Consider the following 21,885-nt stretch of genomic DNA (forward strand, 5'->3'; position numbering starts at 1 on the left):
TGTTTTCGTGTTAAAGGTTTTTAAATTAATTGTCTGACAACTTTTTCCAGCCGGTTATGCGCCATATTGATACCTCCTGAAAAAGGCAGTTTCAAGATTTCCTCGCGATCGGCGGGCGACTTAAATATCATTTGCATCGTGAGTTTGCTGGTTTCGTCGGTGAGTTTTTCAAATACGAGGAATTCCAGCTGCGCCGGGTACGGGGTGTTCTCCATTTGGAATGTACGCGTGATCTTCTGCTCCGGCACAAATTCGTGAATGACGCCATGCGTCCTGAGCACGACATTACCCTGGGGATCGGAAGTTTCGAACCGCCAGCCGCCGTGGACCTTGTTTTCGAGCTTCAAAACCTTGGTACCCATCCATTGCTCCACGATTTCAGGCTCCACGTATGCCCTGAAAAGCAGTTCCAGCGGCAGGTCAAACTCCCTGGTTATCAGCAGGTCCTGCCTACCCTCCTCCGCATTGATTTTGGTCTTTCGTTCCATGTTCCGCTATTTTTTGGATTGATAGTTTTTCATAATGGATTCCAGTTTGTTGAACCGGTCGTCCCACATTTGCCGGAAAGGCTCGATGAAATCTGCGATCTCTTTCATTTTGCTCGGATTTAAGTGATAGTAAATTTCCCGACCGGTCTGTTCCTGTTTCAGCAACTCGCATTCGGTAAGTATTTGCAGGTGCTTGGAAACCGTCGGCCTGGCCGTATCGAAGTTCGCGGCGATCGCCCCCGCCGTCAGGGATTGCGACGCCAGTAGCAGCAGGATGGCCCTCCGCGTGGGGTCCGCTATGGCTTGAAAAACATCTCGTCTCAGGTTCATTGCGTAGTTATTTGGCTACGAATTTATATGTAGTCACTTAACTACGCAAATTTTTACGGGATTTTTTTGAAAAATTATTGGATAAATGGCTTTTTAGAGAGGATGTAACGCACCAGATTTGTATCTTTCTGTGTTTCTGTAACAAAAAGAGACTTGCCAAATGAAAAAGTTAGAGAAATACGACAGTTTCGACGATCTGAAAGATGAATCCTCGACGGGTAGGATTAGTCCTGCTGAACTCGCAGCTCGGCAGAGAAAACTTGAAAGTTTTATTCACTTCCTGAGAGGCGATGGCCCCGCTGAACAATCGCTTTCCAAAGACAAAACATCAACAACCAGATAGCATTACACTTTATGAGCCATACCGCCTCATTTAAAGATGTGCTAGCCACATTAATCAAACATGAGGTAGAGTATCTGGTTGTAGGCGGCGTTGCCGTCGGGTACTATGGTTATATCAGGATGTCCGTGGCCAGCAATGGGCAATTTGTAGACGAACCCGATCTGGACATCTGGTTTAATCCGACCTATTCAAATTACTATCTTTTGCTGGACGCCCTGGAAGCCATCCAAATTGATGTAGCAAGGCTCAAAGCAGAACAAGCGCCCGATCCCCGGCACTCATTTTTGAGATACAAGTTAGGCGATTGCACGCTGGATCTCCTTCCGCAAATCAAAGCACCAATAAGGTTTCGGGATGCATTTGAACGACGGCGTGCTTTCATCCGGGATAGTATTGAAATATTCATAATCAGCATTGAAGATCTCATTGCGGATAAAGAGGCCTCAGGTCGGCCAAAGGACCTGGTGGATATTGCACATTTGAAAAAAATGTACTTTCCGCTTAAATAAAACCAGAACCTTAGACTACTTCAAAAGCACCAATTCCACCGCACGAATATCTGCGAACTTGCTGCCTTTGATGCCGGTAGCAAGCAATTTCAACTTGCCACTACCCTTTTCCAGCCGGATTTCACCGACTTTCAGCGTTCGGAACTCCTTTTCGTAGGACTCGGCGGTGCGCTTCACGCGATCAGGACTTGGGAGCAACGGGGGATCGTAAGCTTCGGGGATGGTGCCGGATATTTGGTTCTTGTTCAATACTAATTTGAATGCATCGCCCGCGTCGGCGCTCGTGTAGCGCAGGTTCACCTGGTACCGGCCGGCGGTATGCACATCCACGTTCCAGCTCGCATAAGAGGCTGTATCCGACCAGTTTGCAATCCAGGAAGAGTTTGGAGCGGAGGCGCTGTACGAAAGGGTGCCTTTGGGTGACCGATGGAGAATAGCGTCCTGGGAGGGCAACACCGTTTTAGGAAACTGGCTGTAACCTACCGGCAGCGAACGCGCGGAATCGATGTTTTTGTACACCTCGGCATACCACCGGTCGAACGCAATGCGGAGGCTGTCGGTCAATGCGGGGTGTTTCGACGCGATGTTATGTTGCTGGGTAGAATCGGCAGCAAGGTCGTATAATGCATTGTTTTGATATAGATAATGCCCTTTTTTGACGCTGTTGATTTTGTTGATCGATAAATACAGCAGCCGGTCCGGAATGCGGGCGGTGCCCGTCAACACAGGTTTCAGACTGATGCCGTCCAGTGGTTTGCCGCTCTTCTTCATAGGTGTACCCGCCAGATCGATCAATGTAGGAAGTACGTCAATGTAAGCCGCGTTGCCGTCCACCACTTTCCCCGCGGGAATCACGCCGGGCCAGCGAATGAGGAATGGTACGCGCACGCTTCCCTCGCCGGGAGCGCCCTTTCTGCCTTTCATATCGCCGTTCCAGCGCCAGGAGTTGGGACCGTTGTCGCTGAGGTAAATGACGATCGTGTTTTCCGTCAATTTCAGCTCATCGAGTTTTTTCAGGACCCGCCCTACATTGTCGTCGATGTTTTCGGTCATCGCCAGCGCCGTGATCGTCGTCTCTTCGTCCTCTTCTCCCCTATTATGGCTAAACTGTTTGATACCCCGCGCTTTCACCTTGTTATAGTACTTATCGGGCACCTGGAAAGGTGAATGCGGCGTGTTGTAGGGAATGTAACAGAGGAATGCCTTATTGGCTTTCGTGCTTTTTTCGATAAAATCAATGGCCTTCGTGGTCAGGTCGTCGGCAATGTAGCCGGTACTTCTGGCCGGCTCGCCATTATGGTCGACGGTCGTGTTGAAATAATTGGCATAATGCCCGCTGAGCATGCCGTAAAATTCATCGAACCCGCGGCCATTGGGATGATAGGGATATTGGCTGCCATTATGCCATTTACCGAAGCAGCCCGTGGCATAAGCATCCTTTTTGAGCAAATCGGCCAGGGTAGCCTCGTCGAGGTTCATGAACTCACGCGAATTGGACACGCCCCAAACGCCGGTACGGTAGTGGTAACGTCCCGTGAGCAGGCCCGCCCGCGTAGGCGCGCACAAGGGCGAGACGTAGAAGCGCGAGAACTGCGCCCCCTCCTTCCCGATGCGATCGATATGCGGCGTGCGGACATTGGTATTGCCATTAATGCTCAAATCACCCCAACCCTGGTCGTCGGCGAGGATGAGTACGATATTGGGGCGTTTTTGCGCAGTTGCCGAATGCCATTGTAGTGCGCACAATGCGAAAAGCAAGTAAAGGTGAAAGCGTGCGTGTTTCATATCTTTTTCAAAAACTACTTTTTAAAATACTTGTCCTGAGTGTATTTGGGCTGAAACTTATCCATTGTGCGCTCGAACTTTTCCGGCTCGTACTTCATTGGCAGGATCGTTTTGGCCGTATACGCGACGGTATCGCCTGTTTTTTCTTGCCATTGGATCAAAAGCTTTTTCAGAGCTTCTTCTTTCTGCCGGTATTCGGCCTTTCCCGAAAGGTTTTCCAGTTCCAGCGGGTCCTTTTTGAGGTTAAAAAGCTGGGTATAATCGCGGTTGGGATAGCGGATGAGCTTCCATTCGTCGTCACGTACGGCCCTTATCAGGTTTCGGTAGGCGGTAAAACTGCTCTCGCGAACGCTTTTCGCCTTCCCGCCGATCACCCCGGCGAGGTTTTTGCCATCCACGCCGTCTGGCGCCGGAAGTCCGGTTACGGATGCCAGGGTAGGAAAAATATCGTACAGGTACACCAGCGCATTGGACACCTGACTTTTTGCAATACCAGGCCCTGTGACGATAAACGGCACTTTCATGCTGTGCTCGTAGAGGCTTTGCTTGCCAAGCAGTCCGTGGCTCCCAACCGCCAGCCCATTATCAGCCGCGTAAACAATGATCGTGTTCTCATAAAGTCCCTTGTCCTTCAACGACTGGATAATGTCGCCCACGCGGGTATCCAGGTGGCTGATCAGCCCATAATAATCTGACAATGTAGCCTTTACAATCTCCGGCGTGCGTGGCCATGGCGCCAGGTTTTCGTCGCGCACCTGCGCCTCGCCGTAGTCGAACGGATGTATGGGTTTGAAATTACCCGGCAGCGGAATGTCCTTTGCGGGGTATTTGCCAATGTAATCCTCGCGGGGCGAGCGCGGATCGTGCGGGGCGGTGTAGGCGATGTAACAGAAGAACGGGTTGGCTTTGTTGCCCTTCGCATATTCGTCCAAGTAGGAAAGCGCAGCCTCGGTGAAAATATCGGTCGAGAAACCTTTGGTCACGGGCTCGCCGAGTTTGCCATTGTTCAAATCCCGCACAGGCACCTGGAAATGGTCGCTCATACCGCCGAGCATTACGGCTTTTCCCTTTTGGAATGAAGCTTCGAAGGTTTTAGCGCCATTGTGCCATTTGCCCGTGCCGAAGGTTTCATAGCCGTTCCCGGCGAAATGCTGCGGCATAGTGTGGACGCCATCGAGCACATCATACACGTGAAAAAGACTCTTGCCGCTCATAAGCATTGCCCGGCTCGGCGCACAGATCGCCCCGTGGTGCCCGCCCATCACATAACAGTTCGCAAAGCGCGTACCCGACCTCGCTAATTGGTCAATATTCGGCGTTTTCACCACGGCATTGCCCGCGATGCCCAGGGCATCGGCACGTTGGTCGTCGGCGAAAATGAAAAGAATGTTGGGCTTTGCGGCGGGCCTGGATACCGCCGGCTTTTCAGGAAGATATTGCAGGAACAATGGCGCGGCCAGCAGCACTGCCCACAGCCAGCGTAGATTGGTAATGCTTTTCAATGCGGGTTTGATTAGGATTGGAGCTCAAACAAAAAGGTCTGGGGCTAATTTACTTACTTATCACACCATTTTGCCCGATTTTAGCACACCTTAGAGAAAAATTCCCGCACGGATGTGAGCAAACACGAAATCCTATTGTTCGCCGCCGAAGTTTTGTACGAGGCTTGCGTAAGGGGCTTTTTTATGAAGATAAGGTTCGGGCGAGAGCCGCGCGGCGCAACCCAGGTAGGTATAGGCCGGATTCATCAGGTTATTGCGGTGCGGGGTTGAAGCCATCCATTGTGCTACCACAAACCTTGCATACTCCGCATAGGTGAATGGTTTGCAAAGTTTACGATCACTTTCATTCAGGAATTCATATTGATTCAGGCGACCGTCCCATCGGGCGATCATATAATCACCACTTACCAGTGTTTGGTATTTTCCAATATTTTCACCAACCCTTCTAAATCTTTTCGTGTATAATTCCACCCGTCGCCGGGCTGTGCGTTCATAAGGGCTATAAGGATTGGTATGATTGAAAAACATGCGGTAAACCATCGAAGTAGCATGTCCCGACGAGGCAAGATACAAACCCGGGTCATATTGAAATGGCTGCAAATCGTGCTGTTTCCGGACTTCATTACTCGCATGAAAAACGGCAGCATCGAGAAACAGCGTGTCCGGATTCTGCAATGGAATCAGCTCATTTGATTTGGGAAATGCAAAAAAACGGCTCTCATCCACCGCATAATATTGGTTCTTATGCAGATTCGATCCCAAATGAGAATATAAATAGAGGGCAAAAATGATCAGGGTTTCCATGGCGTTGCAAACGACTTCAATCATTTAGAACAATATGCATGAAAAATAAGAATAAAATAATATTAAAAAAACTTTGCGGTGCACGGCCCCGTTCTTTGACTGCATTGATAAAAACGAATTCTCAGCATATGTCAACCAGAATATGTTTGCTGCTTGCCTGGCTCTTGTTCCACCTGAATGCTTACGCGCAGGTGCAGGCCGTCGAACAGCAATTCACTGTCGCACAGGACGGAAGCGGCGATTTCAGGACAATCCAGGAAGCGGTGAATGCTGTGCGCGACCATTCGCAGATACGGGCTACGATTCGCGTCAAAAACGGTACCTACCGCGAAAAGCTCGTGATTCCGGCCTGGAAACAGAACATTACCCTCATCGGCGAAAGCGCCGAGGGCACCATCATTACTAATAATGACTTTTCCGGCAAGGATTTCCCTGGCCATGATTTTACCGGCAATGCAAAATTCAGTACCTATACATCCTATACGGTATTGGTGCAGGCGAACGATTGCACCCTGCAAAACCTCACCATCGAAAACACAGCCGGGCGCGTGGGACAGGCCGTCGCACTGGCCACCGAAGGCGACCGCATTGAAGTTTATAATTGCCGCATTCTGGGCAATCAGGATACATTATATACGTCCAAAGACGGTCGGAACTACTACAAAGACTGCCTCATTACCGGCACTACCGATTTCATTTTCGGTGAAGCCACCGCCGTTTTCCAAAACTGCACCATTCAAAGCCTCACCAATTCCTACATTACCGCCGCCTCCACCACCCGCGAGCAGGCATACGGGTACGTCTTTTTCAATTGCAAGCTGACGGCCAGCGCGGAAGCCACCAAAGTGTACCTCGGCCGACCGTGGCGACCGTTCGCCAAAACCGTTTTCATCGATACCGAAATGGGCGGGCACATCGTGAAGGAGGGCTGGGACCCGTGGAAGGGCGATAATATGTTCCCGGATAAGGAAAAAACCACACTTTACGCCGAGTACAACAGCACAGGCCCCGGTGCCAATACCGGTGGACGGGTAGCGTGGTCGAAGCATCTTACCGCGCAGGAAAGGGAAAAGTATACGATCGAAAATATCCTTTCAGGCTGGATTCCGGGCAAAAAACTCCGGTTGCAGCCATCGGGCATTTCCGACACCAGCTTTTCAGTAAACGGCTCCTATCGGCACGAAATCGCGGCCCATCCGAACATCCGCATTGCCGACTCCACCATGCCCGCCTCGGTGCAGGTAATGAGGAACATTGCCTACCGCACAACACCTGGCGGCAAAAAGCTGCTGCTGGATGTGTACAAACCCAACAAGAAGGCATTCAAACCAGCCATTCTGATGGTGCATGGCGGCGGCTGGCGCTCGGGCGACCGCACGCATAACAACACGCTCGCACGAAAGCTGGCAGCAAACGGATATGTTTGTATCACAGCAGATTACAGCCTATCTACCCACGCATTATACCCCGCCGCAGTGCACGATCTGAAAGCCGCCGTCCGATGGATACGGGCTAATGCAAAGGAATATGGCGTGGATACGGCACGCATTGCGATACTGGGCTTCTCGGCGGGCGGCGAGCTCGCAGCATTCATTGGCGCTACGAATGGTAACGCTAAATTTGAAGGCGTAACAGGTGAAAATGCGGTGTCCAGCACGGTGCAGGCGGTGATCGACATCGATGGTACGCTGGCCTTCATCCACCCGGAATCGGGTGAGGGCAACGATTCCAAGTCGATTTCAGCGGCTACCTATTGGTTTGGCTATCCCAAAGCCGAGCGCCCCGACCTCTGGAATGAAGCTTCCCCGCTCACGCATGTGAGCGCAACGACGCCCCCGTTCCTGTTCATCAACAGTTCCGTGGACCGGATGCATGCCGGAAGAACCGATTTTATCCAAAAACTGAATGCATTCGGCACATACAACGAAGTGAAGTCCTTCCCGGACGCCCCTCACACGTTCATGTTTTTCGATCCGTGGTTCGAGCCGACGCTCGCTACGGTTTCCGGTTTCCTGAAAAGGGTATTCTCAAAAAACGGAGTGGCTGTTCGGAAATAACAAGGGTCTGATGCATTACGGCTGCGCCAGTTTCATGATCTTTCCTGTGCCGTGGTTACAGATGTAAAGTTCATGGGACTGGTCGGTGCCGAAGGCGGATATCTGCCCTACCCCTTCCGCTATAATGCTGTTTTGCACGGCTTTACCATTCCTGGTTTCGAGCGCGAAGAGCCGTCCGCTCACATAGTCGCCGAACACATATTTACCTTCCAATGATGGCACCGCCTTGCCGCGGTACACGAAACCGCCCGTAATGGAATGCTCGCCATTCGCCTGGGGCAGGTCGAGTACGGGGTCGATAAGGCCCTCTCCGCCGCAATCACGCTTGGGATTATAGCAGTCGATACTCTCCTTTAAGCGCCAGCCATAGTTACCGCCTTTCACGATGATATTGATTTCCTCCCGCTTGTTTTGGCCTACATCTCCTGCCCAAAGCGTATTGGTGGCGTCATCGAAGCTGATCCGCCAGGGGTTTCTAAGGCCATAGGCATAAATTTCTTCCCGGAATCCTTCTTTATTGCCTGCAAACGGATTATCTGCCGGTATCCCGTAATTACCTTTCGATGAACTGTTCACATCCACCCGGAGAATCTTGCCCAGCCAGGCACTTTTGTTCTGGCCGTTGTTGCTCGGATCGCCCCAGCTGCCGCCGTCCCCGGTTGAAATGTAGAGATAACCGTCCTTCCCGAACTTCATCCCGCCGCCATTGTGATTATCGAACGGCTGGTCGAATGTAAAAAGTACCGTCGCGCTGGCTGGGTCGGCGCGGTCAGGGTCGGTACCGCTTACTTTGTAGCGGACGATAGCCGTTTCCAGCTTTCCGGAAACCTTGGTCATGTAATTGAGGAAGAAATAGCCATTGGTTTTATAATCGGGATGAAAGGCCAGGCCCAGCAATCCTGCTTCACCGCCGTAGCTTACCAGCTTTTTAATATCCAGGAATATTTTGGAAGACGAAGTGGCAGCCGCATTCTCAAAAACGCGGATCGTACCCTCCTGTTCGAGCACGAAAAGGCGGTTGGTGCCGTCATTGGCATGGGTGAGGTCGACGGGAAGATCGAAATGAAGCTTGGGAAATGCTTCCACAACCTTCATAGACGCGGCAGTACGCGGGCGCGGCCCGTGCGGCTTCGACGCATTGGCAGTGATTAAGAGCGCAAGCCCTGCCAGGCTCCTTATCATCAAACGTTTCATGGCAAATCTGTTTTTGGGGTTAGCTAACGGCAGCTAATCCGCTGCCCGCATTACAAGGCAAATGCATTTCAGTTTTACTGCCGGCGTTCTGAAAGCCGGGCTCTTAAAATTTTAATATTTAAACTTTCAAAAAGTTTTGAAAGTTTAAATACCTTACTACCTTTGAAACATGGAACTCGAAGAAGCAAAACGGAAATTTATTGAATCATGGGGCAAATTAGGCTCTGAATGGGGCATCAACCGCACCATGGCACAGGTACACGCATTGCTGCTCATCTCCCCCGACCCGCTTACAACGGAGGAAATCATGGAGACGCTGAGCATTTCGCGCGGTAATGCCAACATGACCCTCCGCGACCTGATCGGCTGGGGCCTGATCGAGAAACAGCATAAGCCGGGCGAGCGTAAAGAGTACTTCTTCGCCGACAAGGACGTCTGGAATATTGCCAAACAAGTGGCCAAAGAACGCCGCAAACGCGAACTGGAACCGGTTATCAAGGTGCTCGACGAGCTGTCGAAAGTGACCGGCGATGCCAGCGATCCTGAATTCAGCACTTTCAACAAGTCGGTTACGGACATCAACAAACTGGCCAAAAATGTCGACAAAACCCTGGAAACCATGCTGGGTGCCGAAGAAAGCTGGTTTTGGGGAGGTATTTTCAAATTATTCAAGTAGTTATATTTTTTTACACCAAACTTTCAATTTTTTCTGAAAATACAAAATATACTATACATATGAAAACACTACATAATCACATTATCCTTTACGACGCCGAATGCCCGATGTGCAACCTCTATACCGGCGCATTTGTGCGGAATGGCCTGCTCGATGCCGACGGCCGGGAGGCGTATCAGCAATACGGCGCGGCATGCCCTAATCTGGACTGGCAACGTGCCGTAAACGAAATAGCGCTGGTAAACCAGGCTACCGGCGAAGTCACCTACGGCGTAGCGAGCCTACTGAAAGTCTGCGGGAATGCGTTGCCCTTTTTAGCGCCGCTGTTCCGCTGGAAACCGTTTTTATGGTTGGCCGGCAAAGCTTACGCATTCATTTCCTACAATCGCCGGGTGATCGTCCCGCCGGTTGCTGAGAAAAGGTTCGGGTACCAGCCGTCTTTGAATATCAAATACCGCATTGCGTGGTTGATATTCGCTTGGATTATAGCATCTTACATTCTAAGTTCCTACACCGGACTACTCACTCACGTTCTCGTAAAGGGCTCATTCGGGCGCGAATTTGCGATCTGCGGCGGGCAAATTCTTTTTCAGGGCGCGGTGATTTTTGGGATTATCTTGGTAATATGATGACGATCTCACTCGCCGGCGCATTGGCTCTGCTGCCTGTTGCAGCCTTGTGTGCGTGGTTCAATTTGGGGTGGCAAGAGGGCGGATTCGGCTTTCTACTGGTCGTTTTCCTGATGTTTCTCGAACATTTGCGCAGATGTAAATTATTGGAAGTAGGTTACTTAATGACCGCCAGCTGGGTATTGTACCGCATTGCAATCCTGTTCATTTTATTAAATTGAGGCTATGAAATACGATAAAACTGCCGAGCTCCGCGCGAAATTTGCGACTTATGGTACGCTTTCGGAAGAGGCGATGGACGATATGATGAAGCTGCTCCGGCCGCATTCGTATGCGAAGGGCGATTACTTTTTGCAGGAAGGCCAGATGGCTAAAAATGTGGCATTCATCGTAAAAGGGCTTTTTTCGCAGTATTATGCATCTCCGGATGGGGATATTGTTACCAAAAGGTTCTTCCCTGAAAACTATTTCGCCGGTTCATTGCCTGCCATGCTCACGCATTCCCCGAGCATGTTCGCGATCAGGGCGCTGGAACCTACGGAGACTTTGGAATACAATTTCTACGATTTCAAATCGCTTACCGAAAAGCACCGTGACCTCGCGGCTTTCTATATCCGCTACATGGAGCTCCATTGGATCATCGAAAAGGAGCCGCTGGAAATTTCATTCCGGTACGATACCGCCAAGACACGCTACATCAATTTCCTGAAAGAATACCCCAATCTCGAACCGCGTCTCAAACAGCACGAGATCGCGTCGTACCTCGGCATTACCCCTACCCAGCTCAGCCGCATCCGCGCGGAAATGTAATTTTTCAAAGCCTCAACATTTGTAAATGTTTTCAGCTTTCGCTAGTCCGACATTTGTCCTGTTCAAAACAAAACAACGACAAATGTCATGAAAAACGAAACCGATTTCCTGTCCGACACTCTTGAAAACAACGCCGTGATATTCGCCGAGGGCGAAGGCGAAGCACTCACGATGGGTGGTAACAGCATTACTTTTAAAGTTACCAGCGACATTTCGAACGACCAGCTGGGCGTGTACGAAATCAGGCTCGCCCCGGCCACCATCGGTGCGAAGTTGCATTATCACCGGTTTATGGACGAGACATTCATCGTCCGCAAAGGCACGCTCACGATCGACCTGGCCGATGGACCGATCCTCGCGCACGAGGGCGCGGTGGTGTACGTGCCTCGCATGACCGCGCACGGGTTTTCCAACCAGTCGGCCGAGGAGGTAGTGATTAGCCTCATCTTCAACCCCGGGCAGCAGCGGGAGGGATTTTTCTATGGTTTAAAATCGATACTGACCGAACCGGTAATCGATCCGGCGAAATACCTGAAACTGTATCAAAAGTATGACAGCTTCCCAGTGGACATACAGAATATGCTGCCGGTCGGAAATCCGCAATAATCGTTAAACGCCGGCATTCCGCAACTTCTGTTTCAGCATGCCGGCCGCTTTGGTATAACCTCCTTCCGCCCCGTCGACGAAGTGAATATGGCCGTCTTTGAGGTCATGAACGTAGCACGACATCACGGATTCGCCGCTCACATGCAGTCCATAGTGGATCTCCTGTGCTGCCTCCATGGCGTCGAGGGCGGTTTGCAGCTGTGCACGCTGCTCCGGCGTACCGGTAATCACGGTATTGATCTTCCCGTCGATCACGAGCGTATCCGACATTTCGACCAGGCTGTTGAGGTAACTCCTGCCCTGTGACGTCCGGAAATATACGTAACCCGCAAGCCAGGCGATCCAGGAAGCCGCCAGGCGGAAGATATTGATCCGGCCATTCCTGACGAGCATTTCCATCTCCATTTTTTTAAATGTGGTTTTCCAGATCAGCCTGGGCACCGAAATGGGTTGCCTGCGCGGGAACGGCCCGTAAATGCGATCGACATGCTCCATTACTTTGGCAAAAAACGCCGCCTGCCGCTTTCCGGCGGGAACGCACACCAGCAGCGTCACAACTTCCTGGTTCATTTCCGGCGGCCCGATTTTGTCCCAGCGGCATTGCATCCCGCTTAAATCCAGCTCGTCACCCGGTCCGGGCTCATACTCGAACCGGTAATGCTCGTTTTTTACATATTTTTCGGCATAATATAGCCCGTCGCCAAGCACCACGGGAATCGAGAATGCGCCGGAAACTTTGAGTTTGCTCAGTTTCAAGTCAAACCCTTTCGCATAAATATCGCTCACCGCAACAATGCCGATGCGAAGGTCGAGCCCGAAATTTTCCTGCGTATTTTTCCTGAAAACGGCCAGCGCATGCATTGCCGTATCGGCGATCGTGGGCGGAACGATGAACGTGGCACCGTCGCCGCCAAAAAAGAACGGTACGGTAATGCCTGCTTTAAATGCCATATTGAGCACGCTTACGATACTGCCCGTCGCAATGAAATTGACCGTTTCGTGCATTCCGCCCGCGACGGCGCCGGTCGAGTTGCGGATATCGGTGATCACCACATGCCACGATTCGGGGACATTATAAAAGAGGTGGTCTTCGTTGAGCAGCTCGCCCAGCGAAATATGGTTTGCGGGCAAACGCGAGTAAAACAGTTCGTTCCGGGCCGACGACATGATAAATGGCAATTCGGGGTTGAAGTAGCGCCCGGAATGATGCTCCGGATGCATTTCGATACGAAAATTAAAGCTATTTTCTCAAATAATTACCCGGTAGAAAATCGCTATTCCTGTCAAGTTTTTGTTTTTTGCACATTGAAATTGAATGCCTGCCGCGTTCCAGGCCATGCCGGCAATGCCCCGCAATGGCTCCGACTAACCCGAAACCCGCGTTTTTTGAATGCATCGACCGACTTTTTATAACCTCACACTCCTGTTCCTCTTGTTGCAATCGGCCTGGGCTATGGCTCAGACAAAGCCTTCGGCAAAACCCACGGGCAACAAAGCGTGGCTGAAAGATTACAATGATTACCGCGAATATGATGATATCTACGTCGTCAAAAAGGTGACCATTCCCTGCCGTTCGTACGAAACATTCATAACCGATAAGAATGGCCGGAAACTTACGCCCGCCTACCGCGACATCGGTGATTTCGCCGAAGGGGTGGCCGAGTTTGTACCCATGGAACTCGATGCGGAAGGCCACGGCCTGCACGGGTTTATCGACAAGCGCGGGAAAATTGTGATCGAACCCAAATACATTTCCACCGACCGGTTCCGGGATGGTAAAACCTGGGTTATATATCCTTCCGGCAAACATTACGGACTTTCCTACATTGATCTGACCGGCAAAGAGATTTACCGGATACCTATTCATCATTTTACCAGTAACTACCTCATCAAGGATTCCGATATCGATTTCCTTTGTAATCAGGATACCAAGGAGGATGTTTTGTGGTGGATACAAAGACCGATGGATTTCTGGTTGCTGAATTTCAATTTCAGCCGCTTCATCGAAAAGGAAATCAAAGCCTCCAAATTCATTTATCATTTCCTTTACAAAGGCAAATACGGCATCATCGATAAGAATATGATGCTGAAAATACCGGTAGCGCTCGATGACATCGACCCTGAATATAAATTCTCCGGCCAGGGAATGGAGCGCGTGCGATATGGCGATAAGTACGGTTATATTAGTCCATTCACCGGCGACCTCATCGTCCCATTCGATTACACCGATACCCGCAAGCCTACCAATGGTTTATTTTGGGTTAAAAAGAATGGTAAATGGGGCTGTATCGATAAAACCGGCAAACTACGCATTGCCCATTTGTACGACGAAGCCACGGGATTTACCTCCGAAAACCGTTCCGCCGTCGCCATCAATGGCAAATTCGGGCATATCGATAAATCCGGCAAAATACGGACACCATTGAAATACGATTTTGCTTCCTATTTCAACCACGGCATCTCGATGATCCGGATCGATGATAAGTACGGTTATATGGATACCACCGGGCGTTTCATCACCGAAATCATTTACGATGAAGCGCTCCCCTTCGACCGCACCACCACTGCCGTTGAGCGGTCCTGGCTCCGTTTCGAACTCTCCCTCGACGGTAAGGAGCAATTCATAGGTTTTTCCTACAAATTGAATGCGGTGTTTATCATTATCGGGGTACTCATTTTTATCTGGCTGAATAATTTGCTTTATCAAAGGGTATTAAAAAAGCGTTTGGTTAGAAAGCCTAAAAAACAGGGTTAATATCAAGGTAATAAGACAATACGTTTTCCCGGAATTTGGAGCGACCAGGCGCGGGAAGCTGACACTTAAACCGTCCGCGCAGGCACTTCCATTCGGTTATAGTAAGCCTGGAACTGTTGCCATTTAGCTGGCGGGAGGGTCAGGGAGGCTTTGTGGTTGTTGAACATTGGGGAGATTGTTTTGGGAGTGCCAGGTAAGTTATAATTTGATTCGTAACGAAACAATCCTTATCTTGAATCTCCCATACACACATTATCACAATGCAAGAATTTCACCTCCGCATGCAGTTGGCAGCGCTTCGGCAATATCTTCGCGATCGCCAGGATTCTATGACGCAAAAGGAACTGGATGAGGTGCTGGACCTGATAGCCGTTATTCAAGAAGCATTAAATGAAGGCGGTAAAAATAACGCCGATTAATTAGCCGGAAATCATGACAACACAAACGAACCAATCAGAACTTGAAAAGCTACTTGCGGATAGCAAGCAGGCGTTAAAGGACTATTGCGAATACAAAGGCATTCAATATCCGATGGATCAATGGGTTACTATTTCGGAGTATTGTAAGCGATTCAATATCCCTAACACACAGACTGTTACGAATTGGATTCAACGGGGCATTGTGCCAAAAGAAAATGTAGTGACCATTCCCGAATACAATAACATCCGGCTTATTAAGGCTGTCCCCTATCACAACAGCCAGCCGGTGTGAGGGACTTTTCAAATCACCTCATAACTCAACAATACCACCCCACTCTTAAACACCCTATGCCCCACCAACTTCAAATCCAGCTTCTCCGTAAGCCCCTGAAATGAAGGCGTGCCTTCTCCAATGGCGACGGGGTCGATCATGAACTGGTATTCGTCGATGAGACGCGCTTCGGCGAGCTGGGCGATGATGCTGCCGCTGCCGAGGATGGTCATCACTTTGCCTGGGATGGCTTTGAGTTTTCTAACGGCTTCTACCAAGTCTTCTTGGATGATCGTGGTGTTTTCCCAGTCGGTGCTTTCGAGGGTGGTGGAGAATACGATCTTTTCGGCTTCGTTCATGCCTTTGGCGACTTCGGGCATGTTTTCGATGGCCGCGGGCGTCGGCCAGAAGCTTGCCATCATTTCGTAGGTTACCCTGCCGAAAAGCAGTGTGGCTTTGGCTTCGAGGCTATCGGCGGAGAATGCGCTTTCTTCCTCGCCATGGCGGTGCCAGCTGATATCGTTGTCGGGGCCTTTAAAATAGCCGTTGAGCGTCGTGAAATTGTAGGCTATGAGCTTTCCCATAATGTTCTGCTTTTGAGATAAATACCATTGTGACTACCGCAGCAACGTCACAACACCTTTGTAACTCAAAAACGACCCGTTGGTCAATTCTACCCTGATTTTGTAGGGGTAAACGCCCGGAGCGGTTTTTAGGCCATGGTAGGAACCGTCCCAGCCGGCTGATGGGTCCGAGGCGGCAAAGTTGGATTTCTGGTAAATGACCTCGCCCCAGCGGTTGTAAATAAACATCTCGCGTACCTGCTTCACGCACGCATTGCCATACACATAAAACACTTCGTTCAACTGGTCATTGTTGGGCGAAAATGCGTCCGGTATTTCGATGCCGCAGGGCTTCACATACACCTGCACGCGCGCCTGCCGCGTACAAACTTTGTCGTGATCCGACACTTCGAGCTGGTACAATGTCGATTTCGGCGGCGAGGCCCAGGGATCGGGGCAGTCGGTGCACGAGAGGCCGGGCTGGTCCCAATGATAAGTGTAGTTTCCCGAAGGCTCAATGATCGGTTCCACATGCACACTGTCGCCTTGTGTGAGCGAAAGTGCGGGCGTGACCGACACTTCGATCCTGACCACTTCCAGAACGGTAGTCACGACGCTGTCGCAGCCCGTTGCCTGCGGGATATTCTGAATGTAAGTCCCCGCTTGTGTGTAGGTGCTATCCCCTACCTTCACGCTTTCGCCTTCGCAAATGCGCAGGTTTTGGGTAAACTTCCCGACGGGATTCACGGTAAGCGTGAGGGTCACGGTACTGTCGCACACGTTGCTTTTACTCACATTGCGAACATATGTCCCGCTCGTTTTCAGCAAGGTATCACCTAATGCAAAGGTTTCGCCGTCACAAATCGAACGCACAAGTGTGGCGGTTTTCTTCTTAAAACTAACTGTAAAATCAAGCCCCAATGCGCAGGATTCGTCGAGACTGCCGCGCGGCACCATGTCTACGTGAAATTTATCGCCGACATTGGCCTTCACACGGATTTGCTGGGCGGTTTCTCCGTTATTCCAAATGTACTTTCCAAACCCCTCCGGTGCAGCCAATGTAATGTAGCCGTCCTCATCCGGGCAGTCCGCCACCTGTTTGATCTCCGATTTCAGGCATTCCGCATCAAAGTAAGCATAGCCGAAATGCCGCATGCGCGTACATCCGTGCGCAGTCACGACGATCGTGAGCTTTTTGCCTACAAAATTCCTTAAATCGATCGCGCCTACCGTCCAGTTGCGGTATTGAATGTCGCCGGAAGCCTGAAAACCTTCGACTGTGTTGGTGCCTTCGAGCTGGATGTCGTAGGCACTGCAAGGTAACTCCTCACCATTACTATCGAAAATCAGGATATTGAAACCCGGTTTCTGAAAAGGTTGGTGATTTGCCCGGCCATCGGCACCGGTATTCTGCAAAATGACGGCGAATTTGTATTGAAAAAGCGTATTGTCTGCGGTAACGATGTAGTCGGTATGAATGCGGCTGAAATGCCCTCCCTCAGTCACATTACCGATGCGGATCGAGTGCGTGCTGCCAGGCGCCACCATCGGGATCGATGGAATTTTCGGGTCGTTGCCATCTGAAACGCTGGTAACGTAATGCTCGTTGTTCTGCGTGCCGCTCTGCTCGGCCTGAAAAACGGTCTGCTGATTGGCGTCGGTCACCGCCCCATAGGTAAGCACCCAGCCGTTGGCATTCCCTTGCTCGAAGCCCACATTGCTGCAATCGACCTGGGCCCGGACTGTTTGCAGAAAAAGACAGAGAATGAGCGTCAATTGTAAAGTTTGCTTCATAATGTGCCGAGGTTCGTTGCAAACATTTTACGCTCTGAAAATGCTCGCCGTTGCGTGGCAAGACCAATCTTTTTGCATTACCGGCAATGGGTAAGCCTCCTGCAAAAAAATACATCGTTTTAGGCTGGTTACCAGCGTAAAAGCACTGCGTTCACTGCTTTTACCGGCGTGTACCGATGATTGAAAATATTTACGGCGGATGATGGGGGGATTTGTATCAAATTTTTGTCTTCGTCATAGATACCGCCTGTTTACAATCCCGTTGCAAAGAAGCATTTATCTATCTTAAACCCTTAACATTATGAGAGTTTTCTCCGTTTCTGCCTTGCTGGTGCTATTTATGCTATCCCAACCAGCCTGGTCGCAGGACAAAAAGTACAGTATCGTGATCAAAGGCGGACATGTGATCGATCCGAAAAACAACATCGACGCGGTGATGGATGTAGCGGTAGAAGGCACGCCGGGCGGTGAAGATGGAAAGATCGCCCTCGTTGCCAAAAACATCGATCCCGCATTGGCAGCGCAGGTTGTGGATGCCAAAGGGCTCTACGTCACACCCGGTATTATCGACATTCACGTACATTTTTTCTGGGGTACTGATCTCAAAGGCACCTACCGCAATGGCCCAAACGGCCTTCCCGCCGACGGTTTCACTTTCCGCTCGGGCGTTACCACGGTGGTGGACGCGGGAAGTTCCGGCTGGAAAACGTTTGAGACATTCAAAAAACAAACCATTGACCTTTCCAAAACGCGCGTGCTGGCGTTCCTGAACATTGTAGGGGAAGGAATGGCCGGCGGCAAATTCGAGAACAGCCTCGACGAAATGGACGCCAAAGCCACTGCTGAAATGGCTAAAAAATACCCTAATGACGTCGTAGGTGTAAAATTGGCGCATTTCGTTGGCCATGACTGGACGCCCACCGACCGCGCTTTGGAAGCCGGGACATTGGCGAATATCCCTATCATGGTCGATTTCGGCAGTGCGAATCCCGTTTTGCCTTTGGAAGAATTGTATCTCAAAAAATTCCGCAAAGGCGACATTTATACGCATTGCTTTGGCGGAAACAGCAATAATAGCGGCCGCGGTCGCGAATCGATCGTAGATGTTTCGACCAATAAAGTGAAGCCTTACACGATCGAGGCGCAGAAACGCGGAGTGATTTTCGATGTAGGCTTCGGCGGCGCCAGCTTCCTGCTCTCGCAAGGCCAGCCGGCGATCAAGCAGGGCTTTTATCCCAATTCCATCAGCACCGATTTGCACACAAGCAGTATGAATGGCGCGATGAAAGACATGAACAACATTATGTCGCTGTTTATGGCCATGGGTATGGATTTCAAAAGTGTGATCAAAGCCAGTACCTGGAACCCCGCCCAGGAAATTCATCGCGAAGAGCTCGGTAACCTCTCCGTAGGCTCACCCGCCGACATCGCCATTCTGAACCTGCGCGACGGTAACTTCGGTTACTACGCCCGCGACGGCAAGATCACCGGCAAAAAGCGCATCGAAACCGAAGCGACAATCCGTGCCGGCAACATCGTGTATACGCTTAATGCGCGTGTGGAGCCCGTCAATCTGCCGCGCCCCGAACGTCCGGCCGGCGCGCAGGGACAACCGGCACAAGGCGCGACGCCGCGATAGCGTGAAAGATATTTATTTCGAAAAAAGGGTATTCCGCAATATTTAATACATCTTTAAAATAATGGCTGATCATTTCTGACAACCCTGAACAGCATTTGACAAATATCTGACAATGCCTGACAATGTCTGACCATTAATCCCGGCAACGCCTTTAACCATCCAAAACCCCCAAATACCTTAACACCAATGAAACGCAGAGAACTTTTGAAAGATCTTTCCATGATCCCGCTCGCGGGTGGCGTTCTAAGCACGTCTGCCGCATTTGCCGAAAGCAGCAAACCAGCCTGGTTTCAGAAAGCCGCTGCGGCGGTGTCCGCGCCCGGGCCGTTGAAGGCCGGACCGCAAATCTATCAGTCGATCGGTGTGGAGCCGATCATCAATTGCCGGGGGACATTTACCATTATCGGCGCGTCCATTGAGCTGCCCGAGGTTCGTCAGGCGATGGAGTATGCATGCCAGTATAATGTACAGATCGACGAGCTCGCATTCGGCGTGGGCCAGCGCCTTTCGGAAATCGTCGGCTCGGAATGGGGCATGGTGTCATCAGGCTGCGCTGCGGGTATGAACGAAGTTACTGCGGGCATTGTCGCCGGCGGTAACCCCGAAAAATTGATCCGCATTCCAAACTTGGAAGGGTTTGAAAAAACAGAGGTAATCATCCCCCGTTCCTCGCGCAACGTGTATGACCACGCGATACGTAACGTAGGCGTGAAGATCATCACCGTCGAAACGATCGAAGAGCTGAAAAAAGCCATTACACCGCGCACGGCAATGATCTATATGATGCCGGGCGACGAACCATGGACCGTAAAAGCCGTTGCCGATATCGCCAAACCTGCCGGCGTACCATTGCTGGTAGACGCTGCGGCCGAGCGTTTAACGATTCCCAACATTCACCTCCAGGCCGGAGCAAGCGTTGTAGCTTACAGCGGTGGTAAAGTAATCCGCGGGCCTCAATGCGCGGGTCTGATGCTCGGCAGCAAAGATGTGCTCATGTCGGCGTGGCAGGCCAGCGCGCCGCACCACGGGCCTTGCCGCAATAACAAAGTAGGTCGTGAAGAAATGATCGGAATGCTGGCTGCGGTAGAAGCATGGGCAACGCGCGACCATAAGGCTGAAATGAAAACATGGGTTTCGTGGCTGGATAATATTTCCAAGAAATTGAATGGCATTCCAAGCGCCAAACTTGAAATCAAAGAACCCGCAGAAGGTGCACTGGACAATGCTACACCGACATTGACTGTCACCTGGGATCCTACCAAACTCAATATTACCGGTCAGGAAGTTGCCGACGAGCTGCAAACCACCAAACCACGCGTTGCGGTGGGAACTGGTTACCGTAGAGGCCAGGCAGCCGCGCAATCCGGCCCTCCTACCACGTCGATCACCATCGCAGCATACATGATGGGCCCGGGCAACGACAAGATCGTGGCCGAACGCGTGTATGAAATCCTTACCCGCAAGCGCAGCGCGCCAAAAGCCGAGACCGCCATGAAGGCTCCCGCTGCCGAGATCGCAGGCCGTTGGGATGTAGACATTGAATTTTACACCAGTACCAGCAAGCATACTTTCATCATCGAAAAGCAGGACGGAAATTACCTGTACGGCACGCACAAAGGCGAATTCGCGACGCGCGAGCTGTTCGGCAATATCGATGACGACGAAGTGCGCTTCCAGAGCCGTTACAGCGTGCCCGGCGACAACCTGACGATGACATTCCATGGAAAGCTTTCGGGCGACACCATTACCGGCGAAATCGATATGGTGGAATATGTGAATGCGAAGTTCACCGCCAAGAAAGCGACTTTCCCAAGCAACCGCCAGCGGATCAATATTCCTGCCGGACGTCCATTGTCGACCTAGACGCCGATTTCACATAACGGTAATTAACATAAAAAGCCTTGGATCGATGCCAGGGCTTTTATGCTAATTACTAAATCTAAAATTTTTGATATTTCGGAGCCTTTTATCCTTCAAAGGCTGAACAGTCTGATCTGCCGGACGATAACCCGTTTTCGGGGCACGAAACTACGACCAAAATGCGCAAATACGAAGGTTTTTCTGCGCATTTCGCAATATTTTCTCAAAAAAATAGGGGCTCAACTGTTGCGTCGTATGATTTAAATACTACTTTTGCATCACGATTGACGGCCAGGTGGTGGAATTGGTAGACACGCTACTTTGAGGGGGTAGTGCCCGTTCGGGTATAGGAGTTCGACTCTCCTTCTGGTCACATCGAAAAGTGCGTTTGGGATTATCCAACGCACTTTTTTTATGCCTTATGAGCTGTTGCACGCCACTCCCCCTGCGTTGAATGCTTTCATATGCTTCTCGCGAAAGCGCTACCGAATTGCCTCTTCTTTTACTATATTTACACAACGCGCTTAACCTAGACATTTTGTGGATCAAATCAAAAACTTGTGGAGCGCATAGGATTTTCTAGGTTTGTGTTTTTAATCAACCTAGTTCGTTTTGGAGAGTTTCTTGCCTATTATCCAGTTTCTATTACCAGAGTTTATCCTTGAAAATTTTGAATTGACATCCATCGACCGTCAGGATGGAGTATTTCACGTGCATATAGATGAGAAGAATGCGGATGAGAATGACCCGGAGAGGAAGAATTTGCTCTCCAAAGGGTTCTTTCCGATGATTACTGTTCAGGATTTTCCAATTCGGGGCCATAAGGTCTTCCTTCACATCAAACGCCGCAG

23 protein-coding genes and 1 tRNA gene are annotated in these 21,885 nt (G+C 50.6%); 15 read left to right on the forward strand and 9 right to left on the reverse strand.

Annotation, left to right across the window (positions count from 1 at the left end; translation table 11 throughout):
- Positions 1-20: 20 nt before the first annotated feature.
- Both BLQ88_RS35625 and BLQ88_RS35630 read right to left on the reverse strand, forming a co-directional pair.
- The gene (locus BLQ88_RS35625) at positions 21-488 is read right to left on the reverse strand and encodes an SRPBCC domain-containing protein (RefSeq protein WP_090157789.1); all 468 of its coding nucleotides are present in this window, start codon (positions 486-488) and stop codon (positions 21-23) included.
- Between the two features lie 6 nt (positions 489-494).
- Positions 495-818 (reverse strand): ArsR/SmtB family transcription factor, encoded by a 324-nt coding sequence (locus BLQ88_RS35630; RefSeq protein ID WP_090157790.1) that lies wholly within the window; start codon positions 816-818, stop codon positions 495-497.
- Positions 819-978: 160 nt separating this feature from the next.
- On the opposite strand from BLQ88_RS35630, the gene BLQ88_RS35635 reads away from it, so the two are divergent.
- Positions 979-1,161, forward strand: coding sequence for a hypothetical protein (locus tag BLQ88_RS35635; protein ID WP_090157791.1), 183 nt, complete (start codon positions 979-981; stop codon positions 1,159-1,161).
- 11 nt (positions 1,162-1,172) lie between these two features.
- Positions 1,173-1,670, forward strand: a complete 498-nt coding sequence (locus BLQ88_RS35640) for a hypothetical protein (RefSeq protein WP_090157792.1) — start codon at positions 1,173-1,175, stop codon at positions 1,668-1,670.
- A 15-nt stretch (positions 1,671-1,685) separates the two neighbouring features.
- On the opposite strand, the gene BLQ88_RS35645 is transcribed toward BLQ88_RS35640, so the two are convergent.
- From BLQ88_RS35645 to BLQ88_RS35655, 3 genes are all read right to left on the reverse strand, one after another.
- Positions 1,686-3,455 carry a sulfatase-like hydrolase/transferase gene (locus tag BLQ88_RS35645; RefSeq protein ID WP_090157793.1) on the reverse strand — a complete coding sequence of 590 codons (1,770 nt, stop codon included), beginning with the start codon at positions 3,453-3,455 and terminating at the stop codon, positions 1,686-1,688.
- A gap of 14 nt (positions 3,456-3,469) precedes the next feature.
- The gene (locus BLQ88_RS35650; protein WP_229213006.1) at positions 3,470-4,957 is read right to left on the reverse strand and encodes a sulfatase family protein; all 1,488 of its coding nucleotides are present in this window, start codon (positions 4,955-4,957) and stop codon (positions 3,470-3,472) included.
- Between the two features lie 132 nt (positions 4,958-5,089).
- Entirely contained in the window at positions 5,090-5,761 is a 672-nt protein-coding gene (locus tag BLQ88_RS35655) for a CAP domain-containing protein (RefSeq protein WP_090157806.1), read from the reverse strand.
- 128 nt (positions 5,762-5,889) lie between these two features.
- Here BLQ88_RS35655 and BLQ88_RS35660 point away from each other — a divergent pair, with 128 nt between their 5' ends.
- On the forward strand, positions 5,890-7,818 hold the full coding sequence (locus BLQ88_RS35660) for a pectinesterase family protein (protein WP_090157807.1): 1,929 nt from the start codon (positions 5,890-5,892) through the stop codon (positions 7,816-7,818).
- 15 nt (positions 7,819-7,833) lie between these two features.
- Here BLQ88_RS35660 and BLQ88_RS35665 read toward each other — a convergent pair whose 3' ends face one another.
- A complete protein-coding gene (locus tag BLQ88_RS35665; protein WP_090157794.1) occupies positions 7,834-9,012 on the reverse strand; it encodes a PQQ-dependent sugar dehydrogenase in 1,179 nt (392 codons plus the stop codon).
- A 169-nt stretch (positions 9,013-9,181) separates the two neighbouring features.
- Between BLQ88_RS35665 and BLQ88_RS35670 the strand changes: the two genes are divergently transcribed.
- The 5 genes from BLQ88_RS35670 (at position 9,182) to BLQ88_RS35685 (ending at position 11,733) form a co-directional block, all read left to right on the forward strand.
- The gene (locus BLQ88_RS35670; RefSeq protein WP_090157795.1) at positions 9,182-9,688 is read left to right on the forward strand and encodes a GbsR/MarR family transcriptional regulator; all 507 of its coding nucleotides are present in this window, start codon (positions 9,182-9,184) and stop codon (positions 9,686-9,688) included.
- Between the two features lie 59 nt (positions 9,689-9,747).
- Positions 9,748-10,317 (forward strand): thiol-disulfide oxidoreductase DCC family protein, encoded by a 570-nt coding sequence (locus tag BLQ88_RS35675; RefSeq protein WP_218132987.1) that lies wholly within the window; start codon positions 9,748-9,750, stop codon positions 10,315-10,317.
- Positions 10,314-10,538, forward strand: a complete 225-nt coding sequence (locus BLQ88_RS37085) for a hypothetical protein (RefSeq protein WP_218132988.1) — start codon at positions 10,314-10,316, stop codon at positions 10,536-10,538. The genes BLQ88_RS35675 and BLQ88_RS37085 overlap by 4 nt, the downstream gene beginning before the upstream one ends.
- Positions 10,539-10,542: 4 nt before the next feature.
- Positions 10,543-11,127, forward strand: a complete 585-nt coding sequence (locus tag BLQ88_RS35680) for a Crp/Fnr family transcriptional regulator (RefSeq protein WP_090157796.1) — start codon at positions 10,543-10,545, stop codon at positions 11,125-11,127.
- 87 nt (positions 11,128-11,214) lie between these two features.
- Positions 11,215-11,733 carry a cupin domain-containing protein gene (locus tag BLQ88_RS35685; protein ID WP_090157797.1) on the forward strand — a complete coding sequence of 173 codons (519 nt, stop codon included), beginning with the start codon at positions 11,215-11,217 and terminating at the stop codon, positions 11,731-11,733.
- Positions 11,734-11,736: 3 nt separating this feature from the next.
- On the opposite strand, the gene BLQ88_RS35690 is transcribed toward BLQ88_RS35685, so the two are convergent.
- Entirely contained in the window at positions 11,737-12,954 is a 1,218-nt protein-coding gene (locus BLQ88_RS35690; protein ID WP_229213007.1) for a DUF3095 domain-containing protein, read from the reverse strand.
- A gap of 169 nt (positions 12,955-13,123) precedes the next feature.
- Here BLQ88_RS35690 and BLQ88_RS35700 point away from each other — a divergent pair, with 169 nt between their 5' ends.
- The 3 genes from BLQ88_RS35700 (at position 13,124) to BLQ88_RS35705 (ending at position 15,199) form a co-directional block, all read left to right on the forward strand.
- Positions 13,124-14,488, forward strand: coding sequence for a WG repeat-containing protein (locus tag BLQ88_RS35700; protein ID WP_090157799.1), 1,365 nt, complete (start codon positions 13,124-13,126; stop codon positions 14,486-14,488).
- A 260-nt stretch (positions 14,489-14,748) separates the two neighbouring features.
- Positions 14,749-14,907 (forward strand): hypothetical protein, encoded by a 159-nt coding sequence (locus BLQ88_RS36965; protein WP_176885208.1) that lies wholly within the window; start codon positions 14,749-14,751, stop codon positions 14,905-14,907.
- Positions 14,908-14,920: 13 nt separating this feature from the next.
- A complete protein-coding gene (locus tag BLQ88_RS35705; protein WP_090157800.1) occupies positions 14,921-15,199 on the forward strand; it encodes an aldo-keto reductase family protein in 279 nt (92 codons plus the stop codon).
- 8 nt (positions 15,200-15,207) lie between these two features.
- Here the strand turns inward: BLQ88_RS35705 and BLQ88_RS35710 are convergent, their stop codons facing one another.
- Positions 15,208-15,762, reverse strand: coding sequence for a dihydrofolate reductase family protein (locus tag BLQ88_RS35710; RefSeq protein WP_090157801.1), 555 nt, complete (start codon positions 15,760-15,762; stop codon positions 15,208-15,210).
- Positions 15,763-15,795: 33 nt separating this feature from the next.
- Complete coding sequence (locus BLQ88_RS35715; protein ID WP_229213008.1) at positions 15,796-17,535, reverse strand: T9SS type B sorting domain-containing protein; 1,740 nt, start codon at positions 17,533-17,535, stop codon at positions 15,796-15,798.
- Between the two features lie 301 nt (positions 17,536-17,836).
- On the opposite strand from BLQ88_RS35715, the gene BLQ88_RS35720 reads away from it, so the two are divergent.
- The 4 genes from BLQ88_RS35720 to BLQ88_RS35735 all read left to right on the forward strand — a co-directional run.
- On the forward strand, positions 17,837-19,174 hold the full coding sequence (locus BLQ88_RS35720; RefSeq protein ID WP_090157802.1) for an amidohydrolase/deacetylase family metallohydrolase: 1,338 nt from the start codon (positions 17,837-17,839) through the stop codon (positions 19,172-19,174).
- Between the two features lie 186 nt (positions 19,175-19,360).
- Positions 19,361-21,037, forward strand: a complete 1,677-nt coding sequence (locus BLQ88_RS35725; protein WP_090157803.1) for a PLP-dependent transferase — start codon at positions 19,361-19,363, stop codon at positions 21,035-21,037.
- A 286-nt stretch (positions 21,038-21,323) separates the two neighbouring features.
- Positions 21,324-21,407: transfer RNA gene (locus tag BLQ88_RS35730), tRNA-Leu, on the forward strand.
- Positions 21,408-21,646: 239 nt separating this feature from the next.
- A partial coding sequence (locus BLQ88_RS35735) for an ISAon1 family transposase N-terminal region protein (protein WP_090153195.1) occupies positions 21,647-21,885 on the forward strand: 239 nt, incomplete at its 3' end.

This window comes from Dyadobacter soli (genome assembly GCF_900101885.1).
Lineage (GTDB): Bacteria > Bacteroidota > Bacteroidia > Cytophagales > Spirosomataceae > Dyadobacter > Dyadobacter soli.

Bases quoted from the DNA above. Each gene is read 5' to 3' on its own strand.
- BLQ88_RS35625 (WP_090157789.1), bottom strand. From the start codon at position 488: ATGGAACGAAAGACCAAAATCAATGCGGAGGAGGGTAGGCAGGACCTG.
- BLQ88_RS35630 (WP_090157790.1), bottom strand. From the start codon at position 818: ATGAACCTGAGACGAGATGTTTTTCAAGCCATAGCGGACCCCACGCGG.
- BLQ88_RS35635 (WP_090157791.1), top strand. From the start codon at position 979: ATGAAAAAGTTAGAGAAATACGACAGTTTCGACGATCTGAAAGATGAA.
- BLQ88_RS35640 (WP_090157792.1), top strand. From the start codon at position 1,173: ATGAGCCATACCGCCTCATTTAAAGATGTGCTAGCCACATTAATCAAA.
- BLQ88_RS35645 (WP_090157793.1), bottom strand. From the start codon at position 3,455: ATGAAACACGCACGCTTTCACCTTTACTTGCTTTTCGCATTGTGCGCA.
- BLQ88_RS35655 (WP_090157806.1), bottom strand. From the start codon at position 5,761: ATGGAAACCCTGATCATTTTTGCCCTCTATTTATATTCTCATTTGGGA.
- BLQ88_RS35660 (WP_090157807.1), top strand. From the start codon at position 5,890: ATGTCAACCAGAATATGTTTGCTGCTTGCCTGGCTCTTGTTCCACCTG.
- BLQ88_RS35665 (WP_090157794.1), bottom strand. From the start codon at position 9,012: ATGAAACGTTTGATGATAAGGAGCCTGGCAGGGCTTGCGCTCTTAATC.
- BLQ88_RS35670 (WP_090157795.1), top strand. From the start codon at position 9,182: ATGGAACTCGAAGAAGCAAAACGGAAATTTATTGAATCATGGGGCAAA.
- BLQ88_RS35675 (WP_218132987.1), top strand. From the start codon at position 9,748: ATGAAAACACTACATAATCACATTATCCTTTACGACGCCGAATGCCCG.
- BLQ88_RS37085 (WP_218132988.1), top strand. From the start codon at position 10,314: ATGATGACGATCTCACTCGCCGGCGCATTGGCTCTGCTGCCTGTTGCA.
- BLQ88_RS35680 (WP_090157796.1), top strand. From the start codon at position 10,543: ATGAAATACGATAAAACTGCCGAGCTCCGCGCGAAATTTGCGACTTAT.
- BLQ88_RS35685 (WP_090157797.1), top strand. From the start codon at position 11,215: ATGAAAAACGAAACCGATTTCCTGTCCGACACTCTTGAAAACAACGCC.
- BLQ88_RS35690 (WP_229213007.1), bottom strand. From the start codon at position 12,954: ATGCATCCGGAGCATCATTCCGGGCGCTACTTCAACCCCGAATTGCCA.
- BLQ88_RS35700 (WP_090157799.1), top strand. From the start codon at position 13,124: ATGCATCGACCGACTTTTTATAACCTCACACTCCTGTTCCTCTTGTTG.
- BLQ88_RS36965 (WP_176885208.1), top strand. From the start codon at position 14,749: ATGCAAGAATTTCACCTCCGCATGCAGTTGGCAGCGCTTCGGCAATAT.
- BLQ88_RS35705 (WP_090157800.1), top strand. From the start codon at position 14,921: ATGACAACACAAACGAACCAATCAGAACTTGAAAAGCTACTTGCGGAT.
- BLQ88_RS35710 (WP_090157801.1), bottom strand. From the start codon at position 15,762: ATGGGAAAGCTCATAGCCTACAATTTCACGACGCTCAACGGCTATTTT.
- BLQ88_RS35715 (WP_229213008.1), bottom strand. From the start codon at position 17,535: ATGAAGCAAACTTTACAATTGACGCTCATTCTCTGTCTTTTTCTGCAA.
- BLQ88_RS35720 (WP_090157802.1), top strand. From the start codon at position 17,837: ATGAGAGTTTTCTCCGTTTCTGCCTTGCTGGTGCTATTTATGCTATCC.
- BLQ88_RS35725 (WP_090157803.1), top strand. From the start codon at position 19,361: ATGAAACGCAGAGAACTTTTGAAAGATCTTTCCATGATCCCGCTCGCG.